Origin of the sequence: Bacillus sp. V5-8f (assembly GCF_002863565.1) — a bacterium.
GTDB lineage: Bacteria > Bacillota > Bacilli > Bacillales > DSM-1321 > Peribacillus.
Genome location: NZ_PGUW01000001.1, coordinates 69,750 through 95,047 on the forward strand (window position 1 = coordinate 69,750; position 25,298 = coordinate 95,047).

Sequence of the window (25,298 nt, forward strand, 5' to 3'; positions counted from 1 at the left end):
GCGATCCCAAAGGATCCAACATACTAAAATCTGGATTTAAATAAGGTAAGTGAAGAAGGTCAGTTTTTTATACGGATTCAAGATCCAGTGGGGAAAAGTATTTGGCGATGATGTACTGGCAACAGCCATACTGGATCGCCTGTTGCATCATGCCGTTACGTTTAACATCAAAGGGGAGTCTTATCGTTTAAGAGAAAAGAAAAAGCGGGTATTTTTCCCGCATCCGCACCAAAGTAACCGAAAAAAATGGGGATTTTTATTCCGTCGAAATTGGGGAATTCTTGACCGATATTGACATTTATCTTCAAACTCCTTTTATTTCAAGGTTTTTTATAGTTCATACCGGCAGAATATATAAAGACAAGCCGCAGCGCAGCCCGCCTAATTGTGTTTGTCACATAAGAATATTCATAAATTAAAAACTGCTAATCCATAAATGAATACTTAACATCAATCCCCAAACTAAACCTTGCAAAACGTTACCTTCGCATTCCATTTGGTTTATCCCCCATATTGTAAATTGCACGGAGGTCCGTATTCGGCAACTGGCTGACATAGTATCCAATACCTTAGCCCCTATAGTTTTGCGTCACCATTTTTCAGTAGCTTTGCCCTTTCTTACAATTATATTTTGTATCTTTTATGCTACGACATTTCACACAAAAGCTACATTACCTTTAAATATTTTTTGACTTTTCTAAATATCAATTCTATAAAAGAGTGAATGCTCAATGAGCTGGCTTCATTGCTAATGATCTGTACATTTTAACACACTGGAAGACTGATATCATCATCTATCCCAAACAGTTCTTCAGCAGATACCTGGCTTTCAGGCTTCTGACTCTTTTTATATTCTTCGATGTAGTTCTTTACGTTTTCAATTTGCAGCGCAGCATTTTCTAATTCTAACGCTTTGTCCAGAAGCAGCATGATACGCTCTTCTCTCTATGGTACATACAACATCCTGTTCACTCGGGTCTTTTTCACTTCTTTATCCAAGGAAAAAGGAACGCAGCCATACACCCAATTAGTGTGCCGAATGTGTTCAGCATTACGTCGTCGATATCCGTCCATCGATTCGGCATAAATATTTGAATCAATTCAATAGCCGTCGATAAAGCTGCGCCAGCCGCGGCCGCTTTAATCAAGCGATTCTCCTTAAAGATCAGACCAAGTGCCAACCCATATGGTATAAATAAAATAATATTGCCAACTGTGTTCAGATAAAAACCCCTTGATACTTCTGTTTGGATGGAACGGAATAATGTGGTGTTTACGCCGCCTGACTGAGTACCGATCTCTAAAAAAGTGTGGCTCCGCATTGTAAAATACAGAATCAACAGGACTGAACCGATGAATGCTGCTTTTTTTATGAATATCACTCCTTATCCAATCCATTATACCCAATACCCATTTTCTTTATCCATTCACCGTACTAAAGCGAGTGCTTAAATAAAATCACACGCTCCTCTTCAGGAGCGCATGTACTATTTTTTCTGATGCCACTTCCAGGCACTATTAATAATTTCCTCAAGTCCAATTTCGGCCTTCCAGCCAAGCTCTCGTCCAATTTTTTCAGATGATGCGACAAGGCGTGCCGGATCACCTGGGCGACGGTCCCCTAACTCGACCTTCGCTGTCCGACCGGTAACACGTTCACACGTTTCGATCACTTCTTTCACTGAATACCCTTTTCCGTTGCCCAAGTTATAAACGGCTGTCTCCAATTTTCCATCCAGCAGTCCCCGCATTGCCGCAATATGGGCTTTTGCAAGATCCGTCACATGAATATAGTCGCGGATACACGTACCGTCCGGTGTTTCATAATCCGTGCCAAACACCGAAATCTGTTCCCGCTGTCCAAGCAAATGCTCCAGCACGATCGGGATCAAATGTGTTTCCGGATCATGATCTTCACCAATTTCTGCCGTTTCATAGGCACCCGCCGCATTAAAGTAGCGAAGCGTCACATACTTTAAGCTATAGCTCAAAGCAAAATCCGCCAGAATATGCTCAATCACCAGCTTTGAACGACCATACGGATTAATCGGATTCGTCGCCGTCTCTTCTGTAATCATCTCAACTGCCGGAATGCCATAGGTTGCGGCCGTCGAAGAAAAAATGAACTTGTCCACCCCATACTTCCGCATAACCCGAAGCAGCGTCAGCGTTGCCGCGACATTATTGTCATAGTACTTCTGAGGGTCCTGTACAGACTCACCCACTAAGCTGAATGCCGCAAAATGCATAACCGCTTCAATGGAATAGGTGTCAAATACTTGCACCAAGTCTTCTTCTGACCCCAGATTACCTTTTACAAACACTGCTTTCTCATCAATCGCCCAACGATGGCCGGTAGACAAATTATCCAAAACCACCACTTCTTTTTCCTTCACCAATTCCTTTACTAAATGGCTGCCGATATAACCAGCGCCTCCAACAACAAGAATCATCTTTCCGCCTCTTTCATATAGTTCATCCCGTCTGTTTTCAACTCAATAATATTTTTCCTAGCTGACAGTGGATCTCTTTTTAGAGATCCACAAAAATCGAACACTTTTTTGCGGCCGGTTTCAGAAAGATTAATTATAGTTCCAATAAGATTTATACATACTGATTTTTTTTCTCCATTTTTGGGAAAGTTTATCATGATTCTTTCCTAGCTTATACCCTATTAATTTTGCGGCATTTCTCATAGTCGATACCGGTATTAAATACAGCTTGCCATTCTGAACTAAATAACGCCATTCCGACTTTACAAACTTGAACCCTTCCCCTTCAGGGTTTGAGAATTCTTGTAAAATCCAATTTTCCTTATTATGAAAAACACCAATGTCGAAATTACGTTGAAATTCTTCGCGAATAGAATAATCGTGTGAATGATAGACTTTTGCTTCAGCTTCGTAAGCGATGCTATAACCGGTTAATGCAATTTTTGCGGCCACATACATATCTTCACCTAAGATGACATTGGTCGGGAATCCTCCGACTTTTTCTAATAAGTCTCTCCGGTAGGCAGCAAAAGAATTGGATGTAAAGACCGTTTTCAAGCCATATTTCTTTTTATCTGCTATGGTTTTAATTGAAGAAATTTCAGAATAATTAAACATACGCGCAAAACGGCCAAAAACTCCCGCATTTTGATGAGGAAGCTGTCGTCCATAAGCTACTCCAACTTTTTCATCCTGGAAAGCCTGCGCTAGCCTGTCGATGCTATGTTCGTCAAATAACAGGGCATCCTGTGTTAAATAAACTAAAATATCCCCAGATGCTTCTTTAGCCGCTAAATTCCGTGTACCGCCATGGTTAAAGTCCCTGCGATCAACCGTCATGACTTTTGCACCAAATGTAGCCGCTATTTCTCTTGTCCTGTCCTCCGAAGACGAATCAACAATAATTAATTCTGTTTTTTCTCTCTCAGGAATTAAAGGGAGCAGACGTTTAAGCTCCTGCTCCCCATTTAATGTTGGAATAATGATTGAAATGCTTTTCATTGACCTTGTTCCTTTAAAAATCTTTTCAATGCTGTCTGCCAATCAGGCATTGCATCAAATCCATTTATTTTTAAACTCATATGATCAAAAACAGAATACGCTGGCCGTGGCGCTGGTCTTGGGAAATCCTTCGTCGTACAAGGATTCACTTGAACGTCCAGCCCCGCTTCTTTAAAAATCACTTTCGCAAACTCATACCAGGAACAACTATTCGAATTAGAGACATGATAAGTTCCATATTTCTCAGTTTGAATCAGGTCAATAATTCTCTCAGCCAAATCGACGGTATACGTCGGTGAGCCCACTTGATCGCTTACAACCGATAATTCTTTCTTCTCTTGCCCAAGTTTCAGCATTGTTTTCACAAAATTATTGCCATGCGCCCCATACACCCATGACGTGCGGGCGATAAAAAACTTGGAATGAAAATTTCTCACCATTTGCTCGCCAGCCAATTTTGAGCGTCCGTATACACCGATCGGGTTGGTCGGCTGAAATTCATCGATTGGTTCTGTAGCCGTCCCATCAAATACATAATCTGTACTTACATACAAAAGCTTAGACCCAACCTCTTCAGCTGCCACCGCAATATTACGAGTACCAATAGCATTAATCAGGAAAGCCTGATCTGGCTCTGATTCTGCCTGATCCACTTTTGTATGAGCAGCTGTATGAATAACAACATTCGGCTGGTCTTTCAAGATTACCTCGTTCACTTGTTCCTGGTTCGTAATGTCCAGCTCTTTGCGGCCATAGCCGTATACATCAAAGCCATTTTCTTTCAGCATAATGACAACGTCAGTGCCAAGCTGGCCTTTTGCTCCTGTTACGAGAACTTTCATTTTTTTTCACCATACTGCTTATCATAGTAATCCATATATGCACCAGACTTAATATTCTTCCACCAGTCCTGGTTGTCAATGTACCATTGAACGGTTTCAACAATGCCGGTGTCAAACGTATACTTTGGCTTCCAGCCAAGCTCTGTCTCCAGCTTCGTCGGATCAATCGCATAGCGGCGGTCATGTCCGAGACGATCTTCTACATACTTAATCAATTCTTTTGAAGCACCTAGCTTCTCTACAATTAACTGAACAATATCATTATTCGTTCGCTCATTATGTCCGCCGACATTGTAGACTTCGCCCGGCTTTCCTTTATGAATAACCAGATCAATCGCCGCACAATGATCCCGCACGTGAAGCCAGTCGCGGATGTTTTTACCATCACCATAAATCGGGAGCTCTTTTCCTTCCATGGCGTTTGTCACCATCAATGGGATTAACTTTTCCGGAAAATGGTATGGCCCATAATTGTTCGAGCAGCGGGTAATGTTCACATTCATATTGAATGTTTCAAAGTATGAACGAACAAGCATATCCCCGCCCGCTTTACTCGCCGAGTACGGGCTGTTTGGTGCAAGCGGTGTGTCTTCCGTAAAATAGCCTTCAGCCCCCAGCGACCCGTATACTTCATCCGTAGATACCTGTACATACTTTTGAATATTGTTCGCTTTCGCTACATCTAGAAGAGCCTGGGTGCCGAGTACATTGCTTTTCACGAAAATATCCGGCTCAGTGATGCTACGATCCACATGTGATTCAGCTGCAAAGTTCACAATCACATCAATACTGTGTTCTTTTACAAGGTAATCAACTAATTCACGATTGTTGATGTCCCCTTTTACAAACACATGATTTGGGTTGCTCTCAAGTGATTTTACATTCTCAAGATTTCCCGCATATGTAAGCAAATCAAAGTTCACAACTTTATAGTCACGATAAGTCTCTAAAGTATGATGAACAAAGTTGCTGCCAATAAAACCGGCACCGCCTGTTACAAATAAATTCATTTCTCATTCTCCCATACAAAGTTATTATCGGCTTCTGCTAATACTGGATGTGTTTCATCTTTCGCGGACAATACAGGTGTTGATTCCGGCCAGTCGATCGCAAGCGCCGGATCATTCCAGGCAATACCCCGGTCATGTTCCGGTGAATACAATTCATCTACCTTGTACTGTACTTCCGTATTTTCGACTAATGTACAGAAACCATGGGCGAATCCCTTTGGCACCAGCAACTGGCGCTTATTATCTGCCGTCAGATTGAATCCCTGCCACTGGCCATATGTTGGTGAACCTTTTCGGATGTCGACAATCACATCGTAAATTGCTCCTCTTGTGACCCGCACAAGTTTTGTCTGAGCTTTTGATTCCAGCTGGTAATGCATTCCTCGAAGTGTTCCGGGTGTTTGCGATAAAGAATGATTATCCTGAACAAATTCAATATTAATACCAATCTTCTCGAACGCTTCTTTATTGTAGCTTTCCATAAAAAAACCGCGGTGATCCCCGAACACAGCTGGTTCGAGCAAATACGCCCCCGGTAAGTTTGTTTCTAATTTTTTCATTAATAATCCTCCCAATTAAATTTGATAAATCGGCTGCTTTCGATTCGCCAAACGAATTAAATACTCACCATATTGATTTTTCTTCAGTGGCTCCGCTAATGCTAACAGCTGTTCACGATCAATATAGCCCTTAATAAACGCAATCTCTTCTAAGCAGGCAATTTTCAAACTTTGACGCTTCTCAATGGTTTCAATAAACTGAGAGGCTTCAAGCAATGATTCATGGGTTCCTGAATCAAACCAAGAAAAACCACGCCCAAGAATTTCAACATGAAGCTCACCAGATGCTAAGTAGGCTTTGTTCACATCCGTAATTTCCAATTCTCCTCGAGGAGACGGTTCAATATTTTTAGCGATTTCCACCACACGATTATCATAAAAATAAAGTCCAGTCACCGCATAATTTGATTTTGGCTCCTCAGGCTTTTCCTCAATTGAGCGGGCAATACCATATTCATCAAAATCAACGACACCAAATCGTTCCGGATCATTTACATAGTAGCCAAAAACAGTAGCGCCGTCCTGACGGCTAGCTGCACTTTGCAGCAAAGCCGTCAAGCCATGTCCGTAATACAGGTTATCTCCTAAAATCAACGCCACGTTGTCATCACCAATAAATTCCTCACCAATGATAAACGCCTGAGCAAGACCATCTGGAGAAGGCTGGACTGCATATGATAGTGAAATGCCTAGGTCTGATCCATCCCCAAGAAGATGTTTAAATCGTGGTGTATCTTCAGGAGTTGAAATAATAATGATTTCTTTAATACCGGCCAGCATTAAAATAGATAATGGATAAAATATCATTGGTTTATCATAAATCGGTAATAATTGTTTTGAAACCGATTTAGTTAAAGGATAAAGTCTAGTGCCAGTTCCTCCAGCAAGAATAATACCTTTCACATGTGATCACCCTTTTTTAATATTTATAAAATTATTATAAAGAACTTTTTGATTTAACGTTTTATTATCTCTTAAAAATAAGTAATACCAAAAAAACTGAAAAGAAACAGGCAAGTAAAGTAAAAAATCAACAAAGAAAGACATCAATAAGATTTGCAGCATTGTCGCATAAACAAACATATTTCTAATACTTTTATTAAATATATAGTTGTGGTATACAATACAACTTATAAGACCCAATAAAAAAGTATAAATAGTTAAGCCTACTATTCCAAAATCAATAAAAGTAGTAACCATAAAACTAGAAACGGTAAAATTGGGAGATACTAAGAAATAAGGAGCACTAAGTTCGGCGTTGTAAATAACATCTGTGACTATCGTTGGCAAAAAAGAACTCAATATATTCTTTCCAAAAGTGTAATCGAACGAAATATTAGTAAACAAATTATTAACATTAGCTAAAGACATGGTTAAGTACATATATACCCAATAAAATCCAGATTCGAAATAACTTATATTTTGATTAGACATTTTAGCTACATTCAGAAAATTATCTAATCCAGTTCTAATATTTCCTGCAATACCAAATAGCACAATACAAATAAGTGCAATGCTCCCGCCCTTAATAAAATTAATTCTTTTAATAGACAAGTGATGAATTATTAAGATTTGGACGACTAGGGTTATAGCAATTTGCCTTGAAATAAGTAGAATAGGTATTAAACAGATAAACAAAAAATAGAAAAGATATTTTTTTCGAAAATTTTGATTCAAAATAAAGTATAGTAGGGTTCCATAAAATAAAATAAAACTCATTAATAATCCATGCAAAGTAGGAATCCCAAAATCAAAATAATTTTTATCACTACCAGTTAATAACCATATCAGCGGGATGCCACCTGAAAATATAGTTTCAACAATTAAAATAATAAAAATAACAAAAAAGGAATTTTCAATAAAGTTTTTTGACAAAAAAATTGCTCTTTTAGGTACTGCAGATAAATAACCTTTTTTATATTTTGGTAAGTAGAATAGAAAAATATATATATACCCCAGAAAAAAACTAGAAAAAACTAAGATAAAATAAATAACCGTTCTGTTTGAAAAAGGAGTAAGATATATACTCATTTGAAAACCATATAACAAAATAATACATATCCAAACAAGATTAAAAATTGTTAACAAGTTTAAGACTTTTTTATGAATTAATATACCTGTTAATGAAAATACAATAAGCAACAACAAAAACAAAATTTGCATAATCAAAGTATACCTTTCTGTCATTTCAAATAAATCGAAATATACAAATAATTTACCGATTTTTAAATCTTCTTTAAGACAAATATATTATTCTTGGATATGCCTCTAAATTAAGAAAATTATTTAAAAATAAAATCTTTTATCAATTTAAGTGCAGCACTTCTCATGCTATGTACTAACCAAACACTTTTTCTACCGGTTGATGGGAAACCGAAGGGCTCTTCCAGCTCTTCAGCTATCACATCAAAATCAGTTCCTTTTAATAAGATATCAAAAAACAGACCACTATATTTTCATATCTTCCGCGCCGGTAGGATGAAGATGAGTACGGATCAAAAAAAGACCAAGTTATCTGCTCAAGTAGCTAAATTCCTTATCAATCACAGTTCTCATGCCAAATCTTAACTGTTTTTGCATAACTTCAGGTTCGTATGTGACTTTAAGGAAGGTATTCTGGATTAATTCCCGTAGAATAGTAAATGCCTATCGTCCAATCTTGGCAACAATTCTCTGAAGAGAATATTCCATTTTGCTCAGCATTTTTATGCATACCGTTTTGAATGTACTTAAATGTTAGTAGCTTTTTATATTCTAGGCGTTGCACATAATATTGTAAGCCGTCTATTTATCAAATACACTTTTTTTAAGATATAATCAATTTCCACTGGCGTATTAATTCATTTGCTTAACCTAGTGAAATAAGCTTAATATCCGATCCATATTAATATTTCAATGGAGGAAACATCGTATTTTCATATAGCTTTGCTCCAACTAGATCTTAGCTGAAACTTTTAGAAGCTTCGATCATTACTAGCCATACACTAAAAATATGCTTTTCCTTTGTGAGATCATTTTCTTATCACTAATCTTTTTGTATACCCGCTCTAAAATATTTCCCCCATTCACTTCTTTTACCATTAGGGAAACTTTAATCAATCCCAATATCACACTTTTATTTTTTTAATATAAGTTTTTACTAATGGATCAGGTGACATGTTAATTAAAAACTCAAAAACTATAAGTTGAGGGTCTTCTTTAAATTGTCCTAAAAAAGATAATATGTTTTTCATTGTTTTTTTTTCAAAAAAACATTCTCTTTTTTCCACAAACATTTGATACCGATGAATGCTCTCTATTATTTTTTTTTCTTGATTTTTTATATGATTCTCAAGAAATATTATTCTTTTTTGATCTTTTTCAAGTTTTTTTTGAATGTAGTCATTTTTTGATTCAATACCATTTAATACTGTGGCTCCTATTTGATTATTGGAATGAATTCTATATAGCACCAATGGTTCTTCAACATAAGAAATTCTTCCCTTAAAAGAACCAAATAAAGCCAGCCAGTGATCATGGACATATTCATTGTTTTCTGGAAAAGGAATACTTTTTTTTGCGATTTTAGTATCCATAAGCATAGTACACCCTGTTATACTGTTTCTCTTTATAAAATAGCTATACTTTTCATTTCCATAAATATGTTTTACTCGCTTGGCAATAGATTTAAACGATCTATTAATAAGTTGTCCGCTCTCATTAATAATTGCTAAATCTGAATAACAAATAATAGCATTCTCTTTTTCTATTTTATTCACTAATTTCAAAACTTTTTGAGGCTCCCAAATGTCATCTTGATCGCAATATGCAATATAATCTCCGGTAGCTAATTCAGTCAACCTCTCGAAAGTTTTATTGCTTCCTATATTCTTATTATTTTTTAATATAAAGTACTTAAAGTTTATGATATTGTCTCTTGCTGCATTCTCAATAAGAGTAAATTGTTCATTATTAGCAGAGTCATCGCAAATAATCAGTTCAATTTCAGGATAAGTTTGCTTATTTAAACTATCTAATTGCTGAGCAAGAAATGTTAAATTTGGATAAAACGTTGCCATTACTACTGAAACCTTTTTTCTCAATAAAATTCATTCTCCTTTCTTATTAAAATTTAATAAACAGCAAAGATTGAATTACATCCAGATTGTGTTCATCAATTTTTTCCAGCTTTTATTCCCTTTTCAAAATAATTTTAAAGTCTTTACGTTCATCTGAAAAGTTACCACCCTTTATAAAAAGTCATTAATTCTTTCAAATGTTCCTGGGGGTTCTTAGTGCGAGTTATATTGTTAAATAAATCTTCTAAGTTTCTAGGGTTTTCAATAAGATTATTTATTATGTTAGCTAATTCATCAGAATTACCTGGTTCAAATAAATAACCATTTACTCCATTTTGAATGAAGTCAGGAATTCCTCCAATATTAGCACCAATAACAGGAAGCCCTCCATTTAATCCTTCAAAAACTACTTGGGGCGCATTATCATACCAAACTGGAGGAACAAGTAATATATCTAAGTCCTCAAATATTTCTGGAAGATCATTTTGTGTATAACTGCCTCCCATAACTAATTTTTCACCCAAGATTTTTTCAGCAACCATTTTCTTATTCTCATCCATTCGTCCGTACACTTTTAGCTTAAAGTTTCCCTCAACTTTCGATAGTCCATTAATAATAACATCAGAACCTTTAGCTTTAATAAAATTACCTATAAAACCAATTTGCAAATTGCCCTTATTTTTTTTTTCCTTCTTATATTCTTTTGGCCAAAAATTTTTTTCAGCAGTTATATTCCCTATATGGTTGGTAATTATTTTATTTTCGTTTACGCCTTCTTGAATAAATTTTCTTCTCACAAAATCTGAAACAGCTAATATTAAATCAGCCTTATTTAATGAGTCAACAAAGTAATTAAATCTTGTAGTCTGTTTTTCCAGAAGTGCTGCGTTAGATTTCCCTTTATTTGTTTTAGGAGTAACAATCTCATCGCTTAGTCTTTCTCTCTTAATTAGCTTTTTGCTTGCTTTTTCCAAAACAAAATCTAATTTGTTTTTCGGTACACACTTTGAACAATTGTGTCCTCCTAAAGGGCTTACACACACTTCATTATTTTTGTTCAAGAGTTGAATTCTTGGACAAATAAACCAATAATCATGAAGACTAACAATGACTTTAACGCCAAGTTCTTTGGCAATTTGAATTAAGGAAACCCCTAAGTTTAATAATAAATGAAAGTGAATTACATCAGGTTTAAAATCATTAATAACTTCTATGAATATTTCTTCTATTCTGGCATTTGAACAATCCTCTAATGGTTGAAGCATTCTCGAACTTTTTATCGGACTATTGAATATTCTATAATTTGTGAATCCATTATGATTTATTTTTTCATAATAGCACTCGTTCTTACTATTATTAATGCTATCCAAAACCGCAGGGTTATAATCTTTAGATTGTTGAAGCAATGATTTAACGTATACTTGAACCCCACCTGAATAATCATATGGGAAGGCGCCGCAAACATGTAATACATTCATTTTTCTAATCTCCAAATCCGCTTTTTTACTTAATAATTTTTTCTGCAAATATTTTCAATGCTTTTCCAACAACCATATCCATATCATAATATTGATATTCGGCTAATCTTCCAAGCATAATTAAGTTAGAATACTTCCGTGCTTCTTCTTTATATTTCCGATACCATTCTGCATTTTCATCATTTTTAATTGGATAGTATGGTGTATTCTCTTCCGGTACATAAACTTGTGAAAACTCTTTTACTGTTGTTGTTTTCGATGATTGCTGCTGTGTTAAGTGTTTAAACTCTGTCACACGTGTAAAGTCATAATCATTCGGGTAGTTAACTGTACCAACTTCCTGGGTAAACTCTTCATTAAATTGCTCAAATTTAAAGTTGAGCGACCGATATGGCAGCTGCCCATGTTTATAGTCAAAGAAATAATCAATCGGACCGGTATAAACAATTTTTCCTTTGAAGTCATTTCCAAATAGTTTTGCTTCACCGTTATCAAAATTAAAATCTACTATTTCCTTGTAGTCTGTATTCAACATAACTTTAATGTTCGGATGATCCAACATATGTTCAAATATTTTCGTATAGCCTTCTGCCGGCATTCCTTGGTAAGGATCTTGGAAATAACGGTCATCACGGCTGACATATACTGGTACACGTCCAGTGACAGAGGGGTCTAATTCTTCAGGGGTAATTCCCCATTGCTTTAATGTGTAGCCAAGGAATACTTTTTCATACACATACTCGGCTAAAAATTTCAAATCTTCGTCTTCTGCCTCACGCAATTTTAATATTGGCACTTTTACATTGTAACCAAAGTTCTCAATCAATTTTTCCTCAAGTTTTTTTGCTAGTTTCTCCGGAAATACTTCATTAATAGAATTCAAATTAAAAGGAATCGGTACTTTCTTGCCATCAATTACCCCTAGCACTTCATGGTGATAATGATGCCACTCTGTAAATTCTGAAAGATAATCCCATACTTTCTTCATTTTTGTATGAAAAATGTGTGGACCATAATTATGAATTAAAATCCCTTGATTATCGTAAGAATCATATGCATTCCCGCCAATATGATTTCTTTTTTCAACAATCAATACTTTTTTGTTTAACTGCGTAGCAACCCGTTCTGCCATAACACTTCCGGCAAAGCCGGCACCAATAATCACCAAATCAAACATGTTTGCCTCCAATAAATGTAATATTCTTCGACTTTAAATATGTGTACATAAATAGTGTAACTATAAACTCCGTTGTGACGACACTGATTGCCGTACCGATATGCTGTAAAAATGGAACAAAAATAAAAGTTAATATTACGTTTAAACCACTTGAGAAAATGAGAATATTTGAAAACGCACGATTATAGCCAAAGGGCAGCATTGTTTGCAGACCAAATACATTGCTCAATGCAATCAAAAATGGCAGAAGCGCTAAAATGCGCAGCACATTAATCGATTCTTCATAACCTTCTCCGATAACAATATTCACAATAAATGGAGCTAGTAAAAAAATAAAGGTGCTTAATAGCAAACTGGCACCAAATACATATTTAAACACTTTCTGTGTAAATTCGAGTGCCTCTTTTTTAGAGGTGCTAGCGAGCTTGCTAATATGAGGATACACCGTCTGTCCAAAAACACCGATAAGTCCATTAGCTGCATTTATTAACTTTTCAACGCTTGAATAATAGCCAACGATAACCGGATTTGTTAACAAGCCTAAGAAGAATGTGTTGCTGATTGTGTACAAGCTAATCGCAACAGTTGAGAGAAAAACATGCCATCCCTCGCGAAGCTGATATTTTATTTCATTAATCTTCGGCAATTGAATAGGAATACTAAAAGAAAACCTTATAATAAAAATTGATATAATTCCAACTATAATTATGCTGATCCCTTGGAACAAGTTAACTAGTAAGTAGTCTTCAGCTTGATTAACAAAAACAAAAATACATATCGTATAAACAGTTTTTGAAATAATATTCAAAATCGTAATAAACTTCATTTTTTCCATACCTTGGAAAAACCAGATTGGAAATAGCACATTACCTATTACAAGACTAAAGGTAGTCATATACAACCAAAAATCTTCTTGAAATCGGGGAGTAAGAGAAACGATAATAAACACTGCTATAAAACTAATGATCATCAAAACCGTCTTAATAAAAAGTACAGAGCTAAATATACTCTGTACTTTCTTTTTTTGCTGAGCATGTATCGAAATTTCTTTTGTCGCAGATAGATTAAAACCGTAATCTGTCAAAATCACAAAAAACTGTATAAATGCTACAGCAAAAGTAGTTGATCCATAATGGGCTGGTCCAAGGACCCTAAATAGATAGGGTAATGTTAAAAGTGGTAAAACATAATTTAAACCTTGAACAATTAAAAGGGACAAGAAGTTCTCTTTAAGTTTTTTATTAGCTGACATTTTAAATTCCTTTGACAATCTATTAAATTAGTAAGCTCCTTTTCGCAATAAAACAATCTCAATTGTTTTAAACAAAATCCATGTATCGAGCTTTACGGACTGTTTTTGAACATAATAAAGCTCCATATTTACTCTTTCGGGATATAGAACCGAGCTTCTTCCACATACTTGCCAATACCCGCTCATACCTGGTTTTACGGAAAGAAATTCATTTACTCTATTTCCATATTCCATTAATTCATCTTGAATGACCGGCCTTGGACCTATTAAACTCATTTCACCTTTTAAGACATTAATGATTTGTGGAATTTCATCAAGACTGGTTTTACGCAAGAATTCACCCAGTTTTGTAATACGCGGGTCTTCATGCGGCTCAAGTTTATAGCTATTGGCTATATACTTTTCATATAGTTCTTGGTTCTCTTTCAGTTTTTGATCCGCATTCATGATCATTGATCGAAATTTATAAATATGAAATATTTCACCGTTTTTCCCAGTTCGTTGTTGTTTAAAGAAAACAGGTCCTTTATTTTCTCCAAAAATATAAAAGACTCCTATAACAATCCATACAGGGAGAGTTAGAACGAGCGCGATCAAAGCACCAACGAAATCAATGGTTCTTTTCACAAGAGCAAATAAGGGTGTCCGATCTTCATAACTTACAAATGTCGAACCAGTTTGATTATTTACAACTGTTCCTTGTATTTGAATTCTTGTATTATCCAATCGTCTCCCTTCCTTTCACTTGTTCTACTTTCTCAACTAAGTATGTTAATAATTCCTCGTTAATATCATTATCCTGGAGAGCAAATTCAAGCGTAGTTTTGACGAATCCAAGTTTTTCACCGACGTCATAGCGATCGCCTTTAAATTCGTAGGCGAAAACACGTTGAATTTCATTTAATGATTGAATGGCATCTGTTAGCTGAATTTCCCCGCCTGCTCCTTTTTGCTGCTTGTCGAGGAACATAAAAATTTCTGGTCGTAAAATATATCGACCCATAATCGCTAAGTTCGATGGCTGTGTACCCGGTGCCGGTTTTTCAACAAAGCTACTAACCTGGTAACGTAATCCTTGTTTTGAAGCTGGGTCAACAATACCATAACGATATGTTTCATGATCCGGCACTTGCTGAACGCCGATTATTGATGACTGTGTTTGCTCGTATTGATCAATCAATTGTTTTAAGCATGGTGTGTCACTCTGGACAATATCATCGCCAAGTAATACTGCAAACGGCTCATCCCCGATAAAATTCCTTGCACACCAGACTGCATGACCAAGTCCTTTCGGTTCTTTTTGTCTAATATAATGAATGTCTGCTAAGTTTGTGGAATACCGAACCTTTTCTAGTAAATCAAATTTACCTTTTTCAACCAGGTTTTCTTCAAGTTCGTGTGCATAGTCAAAATGGTCTTCTATTGCACGTTTACCTTTACCAGTCACAATAATAATATCTTCAATTCCCGATGCAATTGCTTCTTCAACTATGTACTGAATCGTTGGCTTATCCACAATCGGCAGCATTTCCTTTGGCATTGCTTTTGTTGCCGGCAGGAATCGGGTTCCTAAACCAGCTGCCGGAATAATTGCTTTACGAACTTTTTTCATAATATCGCCCCTTTGCGTATAATCATATCTATTACATAGAAATATCTAACGACAAAACACGTTTGTTAACATGTGTTTTCGTTAGATATTTTTAAAACCAGGATTATTCCTTGTTGTTTCGAATAAAGGAAAAAAGGGCATCTAACCCACCCTCACATCACACCATTGACGACGATTGCGTCTAAGGTAAATAAAAACTTCACCCACAGTATGACCGAGTGTCTCCATTAGTAACGGTAAGGAGGCATTACCGATCAGGTTGGTTGCCTGACATTTTACAAATTTAAAAGATTCCCAGAAACTTCTTGCTTTTTACCCTTTCTGGAATTTCTTTATATACAGTTTTTCCTTGGATTAGTAGCTCGGCATTTCCCTTAAAAAGATAATTCATATCATTGCCGTACTTCTTCTCAATTTCCTCAAACGCTTCTATCATTTTGAAAGAGCGACTTGTAACATTATGCGCATCTGACGAAACAAAATGAGTTAGGTTTGCTTCTATTAATTGCAGCGAAAATTTCTTTATCTTTTTTCCAAAATGACCCGCAATACTTGAAGCGGTAAGTTGAGAAAGTGTGCCGTTTTTCACAAATTGGTATAGTAGATCAGGATTTTCTATGATCTCACTGTTCCTCTCCGGATGGACGATAATGGGAACTAAGCCTCGCATTTGAATATCGAATAGTAATTTATCTGTATATCGTGGTACATGATTAGAGGGGCACTCTATAAATACATATTGTGTCTGGTTTAATGTTAATAGCTGACCCGTTTCATAATCCTCTATAAATTCCCCATATATTCTGATCTCCTGGCCTGGCAGTACTGTTAAAGGGATAGATTCAGTTGAGAGAATTTCGTTTAGTTCTTCAACTTTTCTGAAAATGGACGCCGGGCTGTTCTCAAAGTCTCCGTTTTTATGGTGGGGAGTTGCGATGATGGTGCGAATGCCTTCATTGACCGCTACCTTAGCCATTTCAATACTCGCTTTGAGGTCCTTTGCACCATCATCAACACCGGGCAAGATATGACTATGTATGTCAATCACCTAAGTCTCCCCCCTTCTTAAATTTTATATTTAATAACAATAATTCTTATTAACTGCTATTATAGTACTATTCTCGACATAAAAAAAGGTAATTTACACTTTTTTTGTAATATACTTTCAATTATTACCATAATAATAGTAATATTGACCTTCTTTTTGTTCTTTTTGATTCAAAACAACACCCAGCAGTTTTGCCTGAGCAGCCAGAAGAAGTTCCTTAGCCTTTTTTGCAGCATCAATCACAGTTTGATTGCTGTTGACTACCAAAATGGTACCACTGCATTTACTAGAAAGTATTTGGGCATCTGTTACGGCAAGTACAGGAGGAGTGTCGAATAACACCATATCAAATGATTCAAGTGCCCCGTCCAATAATTCATCCATGGACACTGATCCTAATAGTTCGGCAGGATTCGGCGGTATTGGTCCACTCGTTAACACGTAGAGGCTTTCGATATCCGATTCGGATACTGCATTTTTCAAATCTGTTTGTTTCGTAAGTACGTTTGTTAAACCAACGTTATTCTCTTTTCTAAACGTATAATGAACCGTTGGCTTCCTCAAATCCGCATCAATGAGCAAAACCTTCTTGCCTTGCTGTGCAAATACTACTGCCAAGTTAGCTATCGTTGTTGACTTTCCTTCGGACGGTCCTGAAGAAGTCACTACTAATGAACGAATTTCTTCATTCACAGAAGAAAACTGTATGTTTGTTCGAATGGTTTTATATTGTTCCGATATAGGCGACCTTGAATTTGTATGAGTGATAAGTGTACGATTTGAGGAATGATTGTTTTTTTCTTTTTTTCTAAAAATCAAGAGACTCACCTCTATTTGTTTTTGTTTTTTTCTTTTGAGATGAAGCAGAATTACGCTCGTCAGTCGAATTGATTTTTGTTACTGCACCAAGTACCGGAAGTCCCAGCAATGTTTCTACGTCTTGTTCTGATTTAACCGTATTGTCGAGATATTCTAGGAAGAAGGCCAAACCGATTCCTGCCATTAATCCAACAACTACAGCAATTGCAATGTTTAAAAGCGGTTGTGGTTTAACAGGAACTGGGTTTTCTGCCAATTGTGCAGGTGCCAGAATAGTAATATTGTCAATTCGCATTAATTGAGAAATTTCTCTTTGAAATACTTTTGCAATTTCATTGGCAATAAGAACGGCCTGCGCGGGATTATGATTTTCCACGCTAATGGTTACTACTTGAGACGCACCTTCTTGCGCTACATTCACACTTCCGTTTAGTTGTTCAGGCGTCGTATCCATGTCCAATTCCTTTATAACTTGATCCAATATGTATGGACTTTTCATAATGACATTGTAAGTTTCAATATATTTGGCGTCAGCATCAAAGGACAAGCCGGCAAGCGAGGCTAAGGCACCTGCAGCTGCTTGGCTAACCAGAATTTGTGTTGATGACTTGTAAACTGGTTTCATAAAAAAGTAGCTCATAGCACCACTAATCGCAGCAGCTAGCAGAGTAATAACAATAATTAAAGACAACCGCTTTTTTAAAGTCTCAAACAACTCTCTTAAACTAATCGTTTCTTCCATTATTTCCTCCAAGTAGAATGATTTTTCGACAATTCCAGATAAGATTATAACATACATTTTTTTCAAGTAATATAACTGGAAAAAATTTATATTACTTTTTTTACAGTGTTATTTCAATAAGTTGACATACTCTTACAACTAAAGTTTATTTGGTGTATAAAGTTATTTCAGTGTAAATGTTAAAGTAATTGGTTTTACACGCCCAGCATCATCTGTTAATGTTCCCTCTAAAATCAAGTTGCCTCCCATACGAATCAATCCCATTTGAGCTTTATATTCTTTCATTTTTTCTGTTATCTGAAGTTTATTTTTTCCCTTTATTAATTTTTCGGAATAATTTTCTGGTATGAACAGGCTGACGGTCGGTGGAACTTTCTTAAATGTCAGTCGATAGTTTTGCGACGCGGTTAATGAGCTGTCTTCTATTATTTCTTGATCTTTACAGCTTCGAAAATCATAAGTTATGGTGATTTTGCCGTTCTTCTCAGCAATTACACCTGTAACAGTTTTGTTAGTTGTTTTTACAATTGTTGATGTGATTGCCGGCTGAGGTTTTACTGCTACCGGTTTTTTTACTGTGGTGAAAATCTTTCTTAGCGGTTTTGTTAACACCTTTCCTTTAACCGATTTTACATTCTCAATTACCAAAGCATATTTTTGTCCATTTTTAAGCGCCTTTGTTGGTTTGATCTGAATAATTTTCTCCCCTTTTAACAAAGAAATGCTCAACGGGATTCTCGTCGTCTTATCATATTCGGTCATGTAAATGTTTTTGGTTGAAATGGAATTTTTAGCGACCCTTTCCTTAAACGATTGTTTCCAGACGTAAGTGACGGAAACAGGATTTTTATAAACGGTCGTTACGTATGTTTTTGCCTGGGTTTGATTACCTGGGGACCAAATAAGTAAGATTACGGCTATCACAGATAAAACGAATTTTTTCACTATGTTTTTCTCCTTTTCTACTTAATAATACACATATCCTATTTATCGGCAGGTACTAGAAAGAGATTAGGGAATTTTTTATATTTGAAACAATGTGGTGGTAATTCATATATTTGACTGATGTATTGTGAATTCATAAATTGCTACACAACCAACAGTTTTCTATGAAATAAACTAATTAAACGGCAGCCACTAATTTAAAGATTTCATGGTCTTTTTGTTAAGATATAAACACGGTTGTGTATCAGGAGTAATGCTTAAAGGCGGGTAAAGAGAAGCAATGGGTTTGAAAGTGAGGGTCACGGAATATTTCTACTCTTTTTAGTGAAAAATTGAAAAAACGGATATGAGAACGGCATGGTAGTTGTAACGTGTATAGAGACGAGGAAGAAGAGGAGTGAGTAGTTTATCAGACTGGCTGTCATGTCTTATTTAAGTTTCATAATACATGGTAGCATTTGAAGTAATTCATCACGGATGCATTAAATAATTAAAGGAACCTAATCTTGTAGAGGTAACTAATAACTGAAATGACATATACTACTTAGGAACGATTGTTGGGGACATTCTCTTTAGCGCCGCACAAATGTGCCTGTTAGAGAAAGCAAGACTAAATTAAAAACAGTTTCCTGCATGGTAGAGAGCCATGATATGAGGTATTGACATTTTATGTTACAAACGAATGTTTGCGGAGTTTTGGCAGAAAATTGGAGAAATTAGGGGATTACATTTATTTTTTTTATCAATAGGAGTAGCAACAGAGGCACCGACGGACTGTTGAGTTCACCTAAGAATCACGCCATCAAAATATTTCTTAAGAAATTAATATCTCAACTCTCCTCTAAAAAATATGTTTATCATAGTGCGGGACAATACTGTACTAGTAGGCTATATTTAAAATAAGGAGCCTTTCTGTTTTGATTTCACAATTACAACTAGCTGGGCCAGGGACTATTAATTATAGTCCCAAACAATTTCATAATTACCTTTATTATTCACAACATAAACATATTGTAAAAATGAAAACTTTCCATATGTCCCATTATAGTTTTGAATAACTTCAAATTTATAGGTTTTTTTAAATGTTGGTAAATCTTTTGACATTCTCCACCCATTCATCTTTTCGACCTCCTGAATTGAATATTCGAATGTTTCTGACCCGAAATGACCTAAAAAAACATGCGACCTATCGTTAATGTAAGTGCTTTTAGGCCATTTTTCTTTCATATAAGGATGTAATAAGTTCCACGATTTACCGAAGTTCCCTTCTTGTTCATAACTATAAAATTCATCAACAACAGTTTTAGTCTTATGACTAGGGGAAAACATAAAGAAAAACAAATAACTTACAATTCCAAATAAAACACACCAAATTAGAAATAATGCACGACGTTTGACTTTATACATATGCCGCTCCTTTTAATTAGGCTATATCAAAGGATATGTCCTAATTAAAAAATTATTATTAATAGCATTTAGGATGCCGGCACTTTAAAAACCTGATTTTAGCGGCTATTCAACAATGTACATTTGTTTTTAGGAAAAATTATTTCTCGTGATATAGGGACTGTTTGATTAATTTTTGTTACTTCAATTGATCTAGAGTATGGATTAGTAAATCAAAACACCGGATACTTTTTATCAGTGTGAAAACCGACGTAAAGGAAACAATATTGTATTAAATCATTAATATTAAACCACTCATCCATCCAACACCATTTTTTATCCTCTAAGACCGATAATTCATCCATACGAAAGAAAGATAGTATATATTTCTCTAGTTTAATATAGATATATATGGTAATATATTGGCAAGTTAACTAGATGTATAAAACTGTAAACACTATCAGTAAAGGGCAAACCTACTTGAAAAATAGGGACGCAAAGTCGCAGATCTAAGGCATATGCTATGGTGGCTGGACTACCGGAATTGTTTCCAAAGGGAGGTGGTTCATTTGAAAATTAAATCCATCTTTTGTCGCCTGTTTTTTAAAAACCACAAAATTGATTTTTATTCAAAAAGATGCATCCGATGTGGTGAGCACAGAGGTAGTCACGTATAATGGTTTTCATAAGTTTTACTGGGTTTTGACATCAACAAGGCCTACATTACATAAGACAAGAAACATAGTAAAAACAAAACATAAATAAGATGGGGAGCACAGCGAATTTGAGCTCCCTTTTTCCTATATTAATTAATCACTACCTGGTATATTTCTTTAATTCTATAGCAAACTTGCGAGGTATTCTTGCACTAATTTAGACACCCCTACATTTGCATATCCTTCATATGCTCCGGTCATACTCAGCTAAAAATACACCGTTGTTTCTTAATAATGGTATCACGCTCTCCTGCTTCGTATATTTTTGTTTTCAGTATCCATGTAAAGATATCAGGACATTTTGGGGATATTCAACATATCATCATCTTTACAACACCACAGATAACCTAAACAATGTGAATCCTCTCTAATTTTTCAGACATCTGTTTCCCCCATATTTCGAAAAAGGCATAAAAAAATTGAGTAGCGGCGTCCTACTCTTATAAATTGTTTTACTCCTACGCATTTAGTGATGAAAAATTCGAAATAAAATTCTCACCCAACCATAGAATGATATCCATAAAGGAATGCTCAATGATGTTCCCCATAATAAACCTTTTAGGAAGTTTTCTTGCTCTTTCATTAATAGCCCTCCTTTATTCATCCTTATATACTATCCGTAGTATTACTATCTCTGCACCAGTTAACAAAGTGTTCACAATTATTGATAATCAAATTATAGTGCTTCTTTCTAATTCTTTAGTACGCTCCATGGATGATGACTTCTTTAGAAGAGGTGGATACACTATCCATTACCCTCAATTCCCCTCCTCTTTTGAAGTCCTAAATACTATCTACCCAGACTTCACCATGTTGAAAATGATTACCTGATTATTACCAAGATATAGTGCTTGATTAGAATATCCCGGAATCCGTACTCCACCTGTAACGCTAATGTGGTCTGCTATTTCGAAAATTCGTTCCTCACTTCTTTTATGTCCTTAAGAATAATTCTCACATCAGGAACTGTTATATTTGGCTTTGGCGCAGATTTAATAGTATTCCCAATAGTTTGTGCAACTCTGGCCACACCCTCTACTGCTTTACCCATAGTTGGGTTGTTTTTTTTCACAACATCTTTCATGTCGGTTATGAATTCCTTACCAACTTCTTTTACTCCCGAAACTAATTCTTTATTTGCTTCGTGGATTTCTTCAACAAACCACTTAAGAATAGTAACAAAATTCTTCATATACCCTACCATCTCCCCGTTCATAAATTCCTAGTTCTAGTATTTGGAACAAAATGAAGGAGCAAAGATGTTTTCATTCCGTTAGTTAACAGTTTGAGCATAATGTCTTTCCCTTAAACATAATGACACAAGTTTATTGTGTAGAATTTTTAAATAAACTGGGGAGAAAAGTGTGGAAGATAATTAATTAATGAATTACTTTCGTTTGTTGTCCGTATCTACCTACAGAGCAGTAAAAAAACCGCTTTGACTTTATTTCTTATAAAGGATTATGCTTTGTTTAAGATTCTAATTCATTAACTTTTAAAAAACTTTCCACCTAACTAAAAAAATGTTTACTGAAATCGATGACTTGAAGTTAAAGAAAAATATCATGTCATGTGATTAATAATCTTCTTGCCATAATTCTTTTAATGAACTACAAATATAGCATACAAGTAACCTGCCGCTGATCTTTTATGTTATTAAGCTAGTGCTATTTTAGATAACTAAAGAATTTAATCAATCGTTTTTTAAAAAACATTTTTCTACACAATAGCAGTTAATCAAACGTTTGATTACTATCTAATTAAATAGAAAAGACAGGCTCTTTAAAAAAGATGCCTGCCTGAATTAAGAACCTCATAGTTCTTATCATACTTCTATCCAATTTTCCGTTTAAAAACTCTTAAATATACCCTTTATTTAGAGCCTCTATGGACTTTTGTGTCATAAAATACTGCATTTTTGTAATCTCAACCTGTAAGGTGGATTGCTCGAGCTGCATTTTTGCTTTTTCATAATCGTGTTTCGGTACAATACCGAACCGATATCTCTTTTCGAGCTTGGTCAAATCTGTTTTTACATCTTCCAGTTTTCTAACCGCTTCCTCATAGTTAAAAAAGGCAGTGTCTTCGTTATGATGGAGTGTTTCGATTTTAGTGGTTAGCTCTTTATGCAGTTTCTCAATCGTTTGTTCTGCCGCTTTTACTTTAGAGTCCTGCTGGTCCTTTGCATATTGGCTGGCATCCTCGTCTGCGTATGTCTCATCGCGGTTGTATTTTGCCAATTCCAGGCTGTCCTTCACCCGTTTCATTTGGAAGGTTCCTTCAATAATAGAGTCATAGCTTTCGCCTGTAGATGGGGCCGTGACATCGATATCTACTGGTGTTACCTGTAAATCAGGAGTGTAGTTAACATTAATGTCGAACGCAAGAGCTGCCAAGTCATGATTATAGTTTTTCTGTTGCTGCTCCAATTGTTTCTCAGCATTTATTTGTTCTTTTTTCGCCTGGTCAACAGCATCTTTTGATCCTGCCCCATATTGGTACAATTTCTCTGCTTTTTTTACATCATTTTTAGATGTTTGGATGGCCTTTTTGGTAAAGTCCATTTGCTGCTGCAAACTCAGCAAACCGGAATAAGTAGAAGTTAACTTTAAAGTGATTCCTTCTTTAACTTCCTCTTCCTGAAGCTTTAATTGAACTTGCCCTGATTCTAATTGTTTCATCGCATTCTCGAGGGCGGTTATTTGATCGTCAAGTGCCTCGAGCGCATCATTGATCGCAATCCGTTGCTGGCCGTTTGCGATTCTGTCTGCTGCCTGCGAAGGATCTTTTAAACGATCGCGCTGGTCTTTTAATCTATCTAATTTTCTCTCAAAATCTCGAATATCCTTTTGTGCATCTCGTTTATCATAGGCTACATCAAGTGCTTGGTTTTTTAGAGCTTCAAGTTCAAATTGCATGACCACAAGATTTTGGTCATTGTTTATCGCACGTTGAATGACATCCCCTAGCGTAAGGATCTTAACGTCCTCGTTTTGAAGTTCTTCAGAAGGGGTTCCGTCTGTTACTTGTTCCGATTGCACTTGTTCTACGACCGTTGCTTCTTCAGCTGCCTGAGCCGTGGCAGCAAGCGGTAAACCAACAATTGTTGCAGCGCATAAAAGCGTGGCTACTCTTTTCATAGTTATCATTCTCCCTATAGAATGTGATAAAACTAACACCGTACCACTAAATACCTTTACATGATATGAACGATATTCATTTGATATCCAGGAAATTTTTCAGTGATGCACAATCATCCGTAAGCTCAGGTACTTCCTGCAAATAAGTAATCAAGGCCTTCAGCAGGAATGTTTGCGAGTTTTTTCGATTGATTTCCTCTCTAAGCAGTGAAATCGTGTTCATATATTCCTCTTGGTGTTCGACACTGACTTTCAGCCCTTTGACCACGTATTCCATTTGCCGTAACAATAGCTGAATCCTTTGTCCCGTTAACCACGGACTCTGTGACTGAAACAGTATGTCCTGATTAAATGCTTGTTTAGATAATACTGATTCAGGCTTTCTTTCGATTAGCCCTTTCATTACAATGTCTAAAACCGTAGCCAGGAATTCGGCTAACTTTTTGGAATCGACTCCGGACTCGAAATACCTGCACATATGGAAGTATTGGAACATGTACCCTTTCAGCAGGGACGTAAGATCCCATATATATTCCTCCACCTCGTTACCACATAGATGCAGCAGGAACTCTTTCATTCCGATGTTTAGTTTAAGCACTGTTTGCTGTATTTTTTCTTCTGTCTCTTTATTTTTGATGAGCGGCGGGTCAAAAATCATGGCCATTAACAGATGGACCTTATTGGAAATTAGCGTCTCAATGGTCATGTAAATAAAGTCCACCAGCTTCTCATGGTCAGATGCATACTGTTTACTATAGATCTTCGTCATGCCTTTTTCGATTTGCTGCGGAATGATTTCAAAGATCTGGAGCAACAAATCTTCCTTTGATTGAAAATATTTATAAAACGACCCCTTTGCCATCCCGCTTTCTTTTGCAATTTCCTCAACAGAGGTGAAATTATATCCCTTATCTGCAAAGAGGGAGAGCGCGATGCGTATTACCTCTACTTGCTTGTCTTCCAAGAAACTCCCCCCTAACAAAACTTTTAAAGATATCTAAAGGCCTGTTACCAGGCTT

24 protein-coding genes, 1 pseudogene and 2 riboswitches are annotated in these 25,298 nt (G+C 36.0%); of the genes and pseudogenes, 1 reads left to right on the forward strand and 24 read right to left on the reverse strand.

Going from position 1 to position 25,298, the window contains the following annotated elements; genetic code table 11:
* Window positions 1-88: 88 nt before the first annotated feature.
* Window positions 89-295 (forward strand): annotated as a pseudogene (locus CUU64_RS22405) (ATP-binding protein); the annotation flags it as partial.
* Window positions 296-537: 242 nt separating this feature from the next.
* Window positions 538-623: riboswitch (cyclic di-GMP riboswitch) on the reverse strand.
* Between the two features lie 142 nt (window positions 624-765).
* Here the strand turns inward: CUU64_RS22405 and CUU64_RS21775 are convergent.
* The 24 genes from CUU64_RS21775 to CUU64_RS00385 form a co-directional block, all read right to left on the reverse strand.
* Window positions 766-930 carry a hypothetical protein gene (locus tag CUU64_RS21775; protein WP_180954406.1) on the reverse strand — a complete coding sequence of 55 codons (165 nt, stop codon included), beginning with the start codon at window positions 928-930 and terminating at the stop codon, window positions 766-768.
* A 53-nt stretch (window positions 931-983) separates the two neighbouring features.
* Window positions 984-1,382 (reverse strand): VanZ family protein, encoded by a 399-nt coding sequence (locus tag CUU64_RS00275; RefSeq protein WP_101631279.1) that lies wholly within the window; start codon window positions 1,380-1,382, stop codon window positions 984-986.
* Window positions 1,383-1,487: 105 nt separating this feature from the next.
* Window positions 1,488-2,453: a UDP-glucose 4-epimerase GalE gene (gene galE / locus CUU64_RS00280; protein ID WP_101631280.1), complete on the reverse strand. Its 966-nt coding sequence runs from the start codon at window positions 2,451-2,453 to the stop codon at window positions 1,488-1,490.
* Window positions 2,454-2,582: 129 nt separating this feature from the next.
* Window positions 2,583-3,494 (reverse strand): glycosyltransferase family 2 protein, encoded by a 912-nt coding sequence (locus tag CUU64_RS00285; protein ID WP_101631281.1) that lies wholly within the window; start codon window positions 3,492-3,494, stop codon window positions 2,583-2,585.
* Window positions 3,491-4,336 (reverse strand): dTDP-4-dehydrorhamnose reductase, encoded by an 846-nt coding sequence (rfbD, locus tag CUU64_RS00290; protein WP_101631282.1) that lies wholly within the window; start codon window positions 4,334-4,336, stop codon window positions 3,491-3,493. The genes CUU64_RS00285 and rfbD overlap by 4 nt, the downstream gene beginning before the upstream one ends.
* Window positions 4,333-5,346 carry a dTDP-glucose 4,6-dehydratase gene (gene rfbB, locus CUU64_RS00295; RefSeq protein ID WP_101631283.1) on the reverse strand — a complete coding sequence of 338 codons (1,014 nt, stop codon included), beginning with the start codon at window positions 5,344-5,346 and terminating at the stop codon, window positions 4,333-4,335. Before rfbB ends, rfbD begins: the two co-directional genes overlap by 4 nt.
* Window positions 5,343-5,906, reverse strand: coding sequence for a dTDP-4-dehydrorhamnose 3,5-epimerase (rfbC, locus tag CUU64_RS00300; RefSeq protein WP_101631284.1), 564 nt, complete (start codon window positions 5,904-5,906; stop codon window positions 5,343-5,345). Before rfbC ends, rfbB begins: the two co-directional genes overlap by 4 nt.
* Before the next feature lie 15 nt (window positions 5,907-5,921).
* Window positions 5,922-6,809, reverse strand: coding sequence for a glucose-1-phosphate thymidylyltransferase RfbA (gene rfbA, locus CUU64_RS00305; RefSeq protein WP_101631285.1), 888 nt, complete (start codon window positions 6,807-6,809; stop codon window positions 5,922-5,924).
* Window positions 6,810-6,815: 6 nt separating this feature from the next.
* Window positions 6,816-8,069, reverse strand: coding sequence for an O-antigen polymerase (locus CUU64_RS00310; protein ID WP_257985359.1), 1,254 nt, complete (start codon window positions 8,067-8,069; stop codon window positions 6,816-6,818).
* Window positions 8,070-9,013: 944 nt separating this feature from the next.
* Window positions 9,014-9,988 carry a glycosyltransferase family 2 protein gene (locus CUU64_RS00315; protein WP_101631287.1) on the reverse strand — a complete coding sequence of 325 codons (975 nt, stop codon included), beginning with the start codon at window positions 9,986-9,988 and terminating at the stop codon, window positions 9,014-9,016.
* 137 nt (window positions 9,989-10,125) lie between these two features.
* A complete protein-coding gene (locus tag CUU64_RS00320) occupies window positions 10,126-11,442 on the reverse strand; it encodes a glycosyltransferase (RefSeq protein ID WP_101631288.1) in 1,317 nt (438 codons plus the stop codon).
* Between the two features lie 25 nt (window positions 11,443-11,467).
* Complete coding sequence (glf, locus tag CUU64_RS00325; RefSeq protein WP_308302321.1) at window positions 11,468-12,607, reverse strand: UDP-galactopyranose mutase; 1,140 nt, start codon at window positions 12,605-12,607, stop codon at window positions 11,468-11,470.
* 4 nt (window positions 12,608-12,611) lie between these two features.
* Window positions 12,612-13,871, reverse strand: a complete 1,260-nt coding sequence (locus tag CUU64_RS00330) for a flippase (RefSeq protein WP_101631290.1) — start codon at window positions 13,869-13,871, stop codon at window positions 12,612-12,614.
* A gap of 27 nt (window positions 13,872-13,898) precedes the next feature.
* Complete coding sequence (locus CUU64_RS00335) at window positions 13,899-14,597, reverse strand: sugar transferase (protein ID WP_374702687.1); 699 nt, start codon at window positions 14,595-14,597, stop codon at window positions 13,899-13,901.
* Window positions 14,590-15,483, reverse strand: a complete 894-nt coding sequence (gene galU / locus CUU64_RS00340) for a UTP--glucose-1-phosphate uridylyltransferase GalU (protein ID WP_101631291.1) — start codon at window positions 15,481-15,483, stop codon at window positions 14,590-14,592. Before galU ends, CUU64_RS00335 begins: the two co-directional genes overlap by 8 nt.
* Window positions 15,484-15,766: 283 nt before the next feature.
* The gene (locus CUU64_RS00345) at window positions 15,767-16,531 is read right to left on the reverse strand and encodes a tyrosine-protein phosphatase (RefSeq protein WP_101631292.1); all 765 of its coding nucleotides are present in this window, start codon (window positions 16,529-16,531) and stop codon (window positions 15,767-15,769) included.
* 117 nt (window positions 16,532-16,648) lie between these two features.
* Window positions 16,649-17,347, reverse strand: coding sequence for a CpsD/CapB family tyrosine-protein kinase (locus tag CUU64_RS00350; RefSeq protein ID WP_374702688.1), 699 nt, complete (start codon window positions 17,345-17,347; stop codon window positions 16,649-16,651).
* Window positions 17,340-18,092 (reverse strand): YveK family protein, encoded by a 753-nt coding sequence (locus CUU64_RS00355; protein ID WP_101631294.1) that lies wholly within the window; start codon window positions 18,090-18,092, stop codon window positions 17,340-17,342. The genes CUU64_RS00350 and CUU64_RS00355 overlap by 8 nt, the downstream gene beginning before the upstream one ends.
* 162 nt (window positions 18,093-18,254) lie before the next feature.
* Entirely contained in the window at window positions 18,255-19,037 is a 783-nt protein-coding gene (locus CUU64_RS00360; RefSeq protein ID WP_101631295.1) for an Ig-like domain-containing protein, read from the reverse strand.
* A 954-nt stretch (window positions 19,038-19,991) separates the two neighbouring features.
* Entirely contained in the window at window positions 19,992-20,444 is a 453-nt protein-coding gene (locus tag CUU64_RS00365) for a hypothetical protein (RefSeq protein ID WP_101631296.1), read from the reverse strand.
* Window positions 20,445-20,882: 438 nt separating this feature from the next.
* Window positions 20,883-20,966: riboswitch (cyclic di-GMP riboswitch) on the forward strand.
* Window positions 20,967-21,745: 779 nt separating this feature from the next.
* Window positions 21,746-21,814 (reverse strand): hypothetical protein, encoded by a 69-nt coding sequence (locus CUU64_RS22990; RefSeq protein ID WP_374702689.1) that lies wholly within the window; start codon window positions 21,812-21,814, stop codon window positions 21,746-21,748.
* Window positions 21,815-22,043: 229 nt separating this feature from the next.
* Window positions 22,044-22,331 carry a hypothetical protein gene (locus tag CUU64_RS00375; protein WP_101631297.1) on the reverse strand — a complete coding sequence of 96 codons (288 nt, stop codon included), beginning with the start codon at window positions 22,329-22,331 and terminating at the stop codon, window positions 22,044-22,046.
* Between the two features lie 667 nt (window positions 22,332-22,998).
* Entirely contained in the window at window positions 22,999-24,279 is a 1,281-nt protein-coding gene (locus tag CUU64_RS00380; protein ID WP_180954408.1) for a TolC family protein, read from the reverse strand.
* 76 nt (window positions 24,280-24,355) lie between these two features.
* The gene (locus CUU64_RS00385) at window positions 24,356-25,243 is read right to left on the reverse strand and encodes a TetR/AcrR family transcriptional regulator (RefSeq protein ID WP_180954409.1); all 888 of its coding nucleotides are present in this window, start codon (window positions 25,241-25,243) and stop codon (window positions 24,356-24,358) included.
* Window positions 25,244-25,298: the final 55 nt, after the last annotated feature.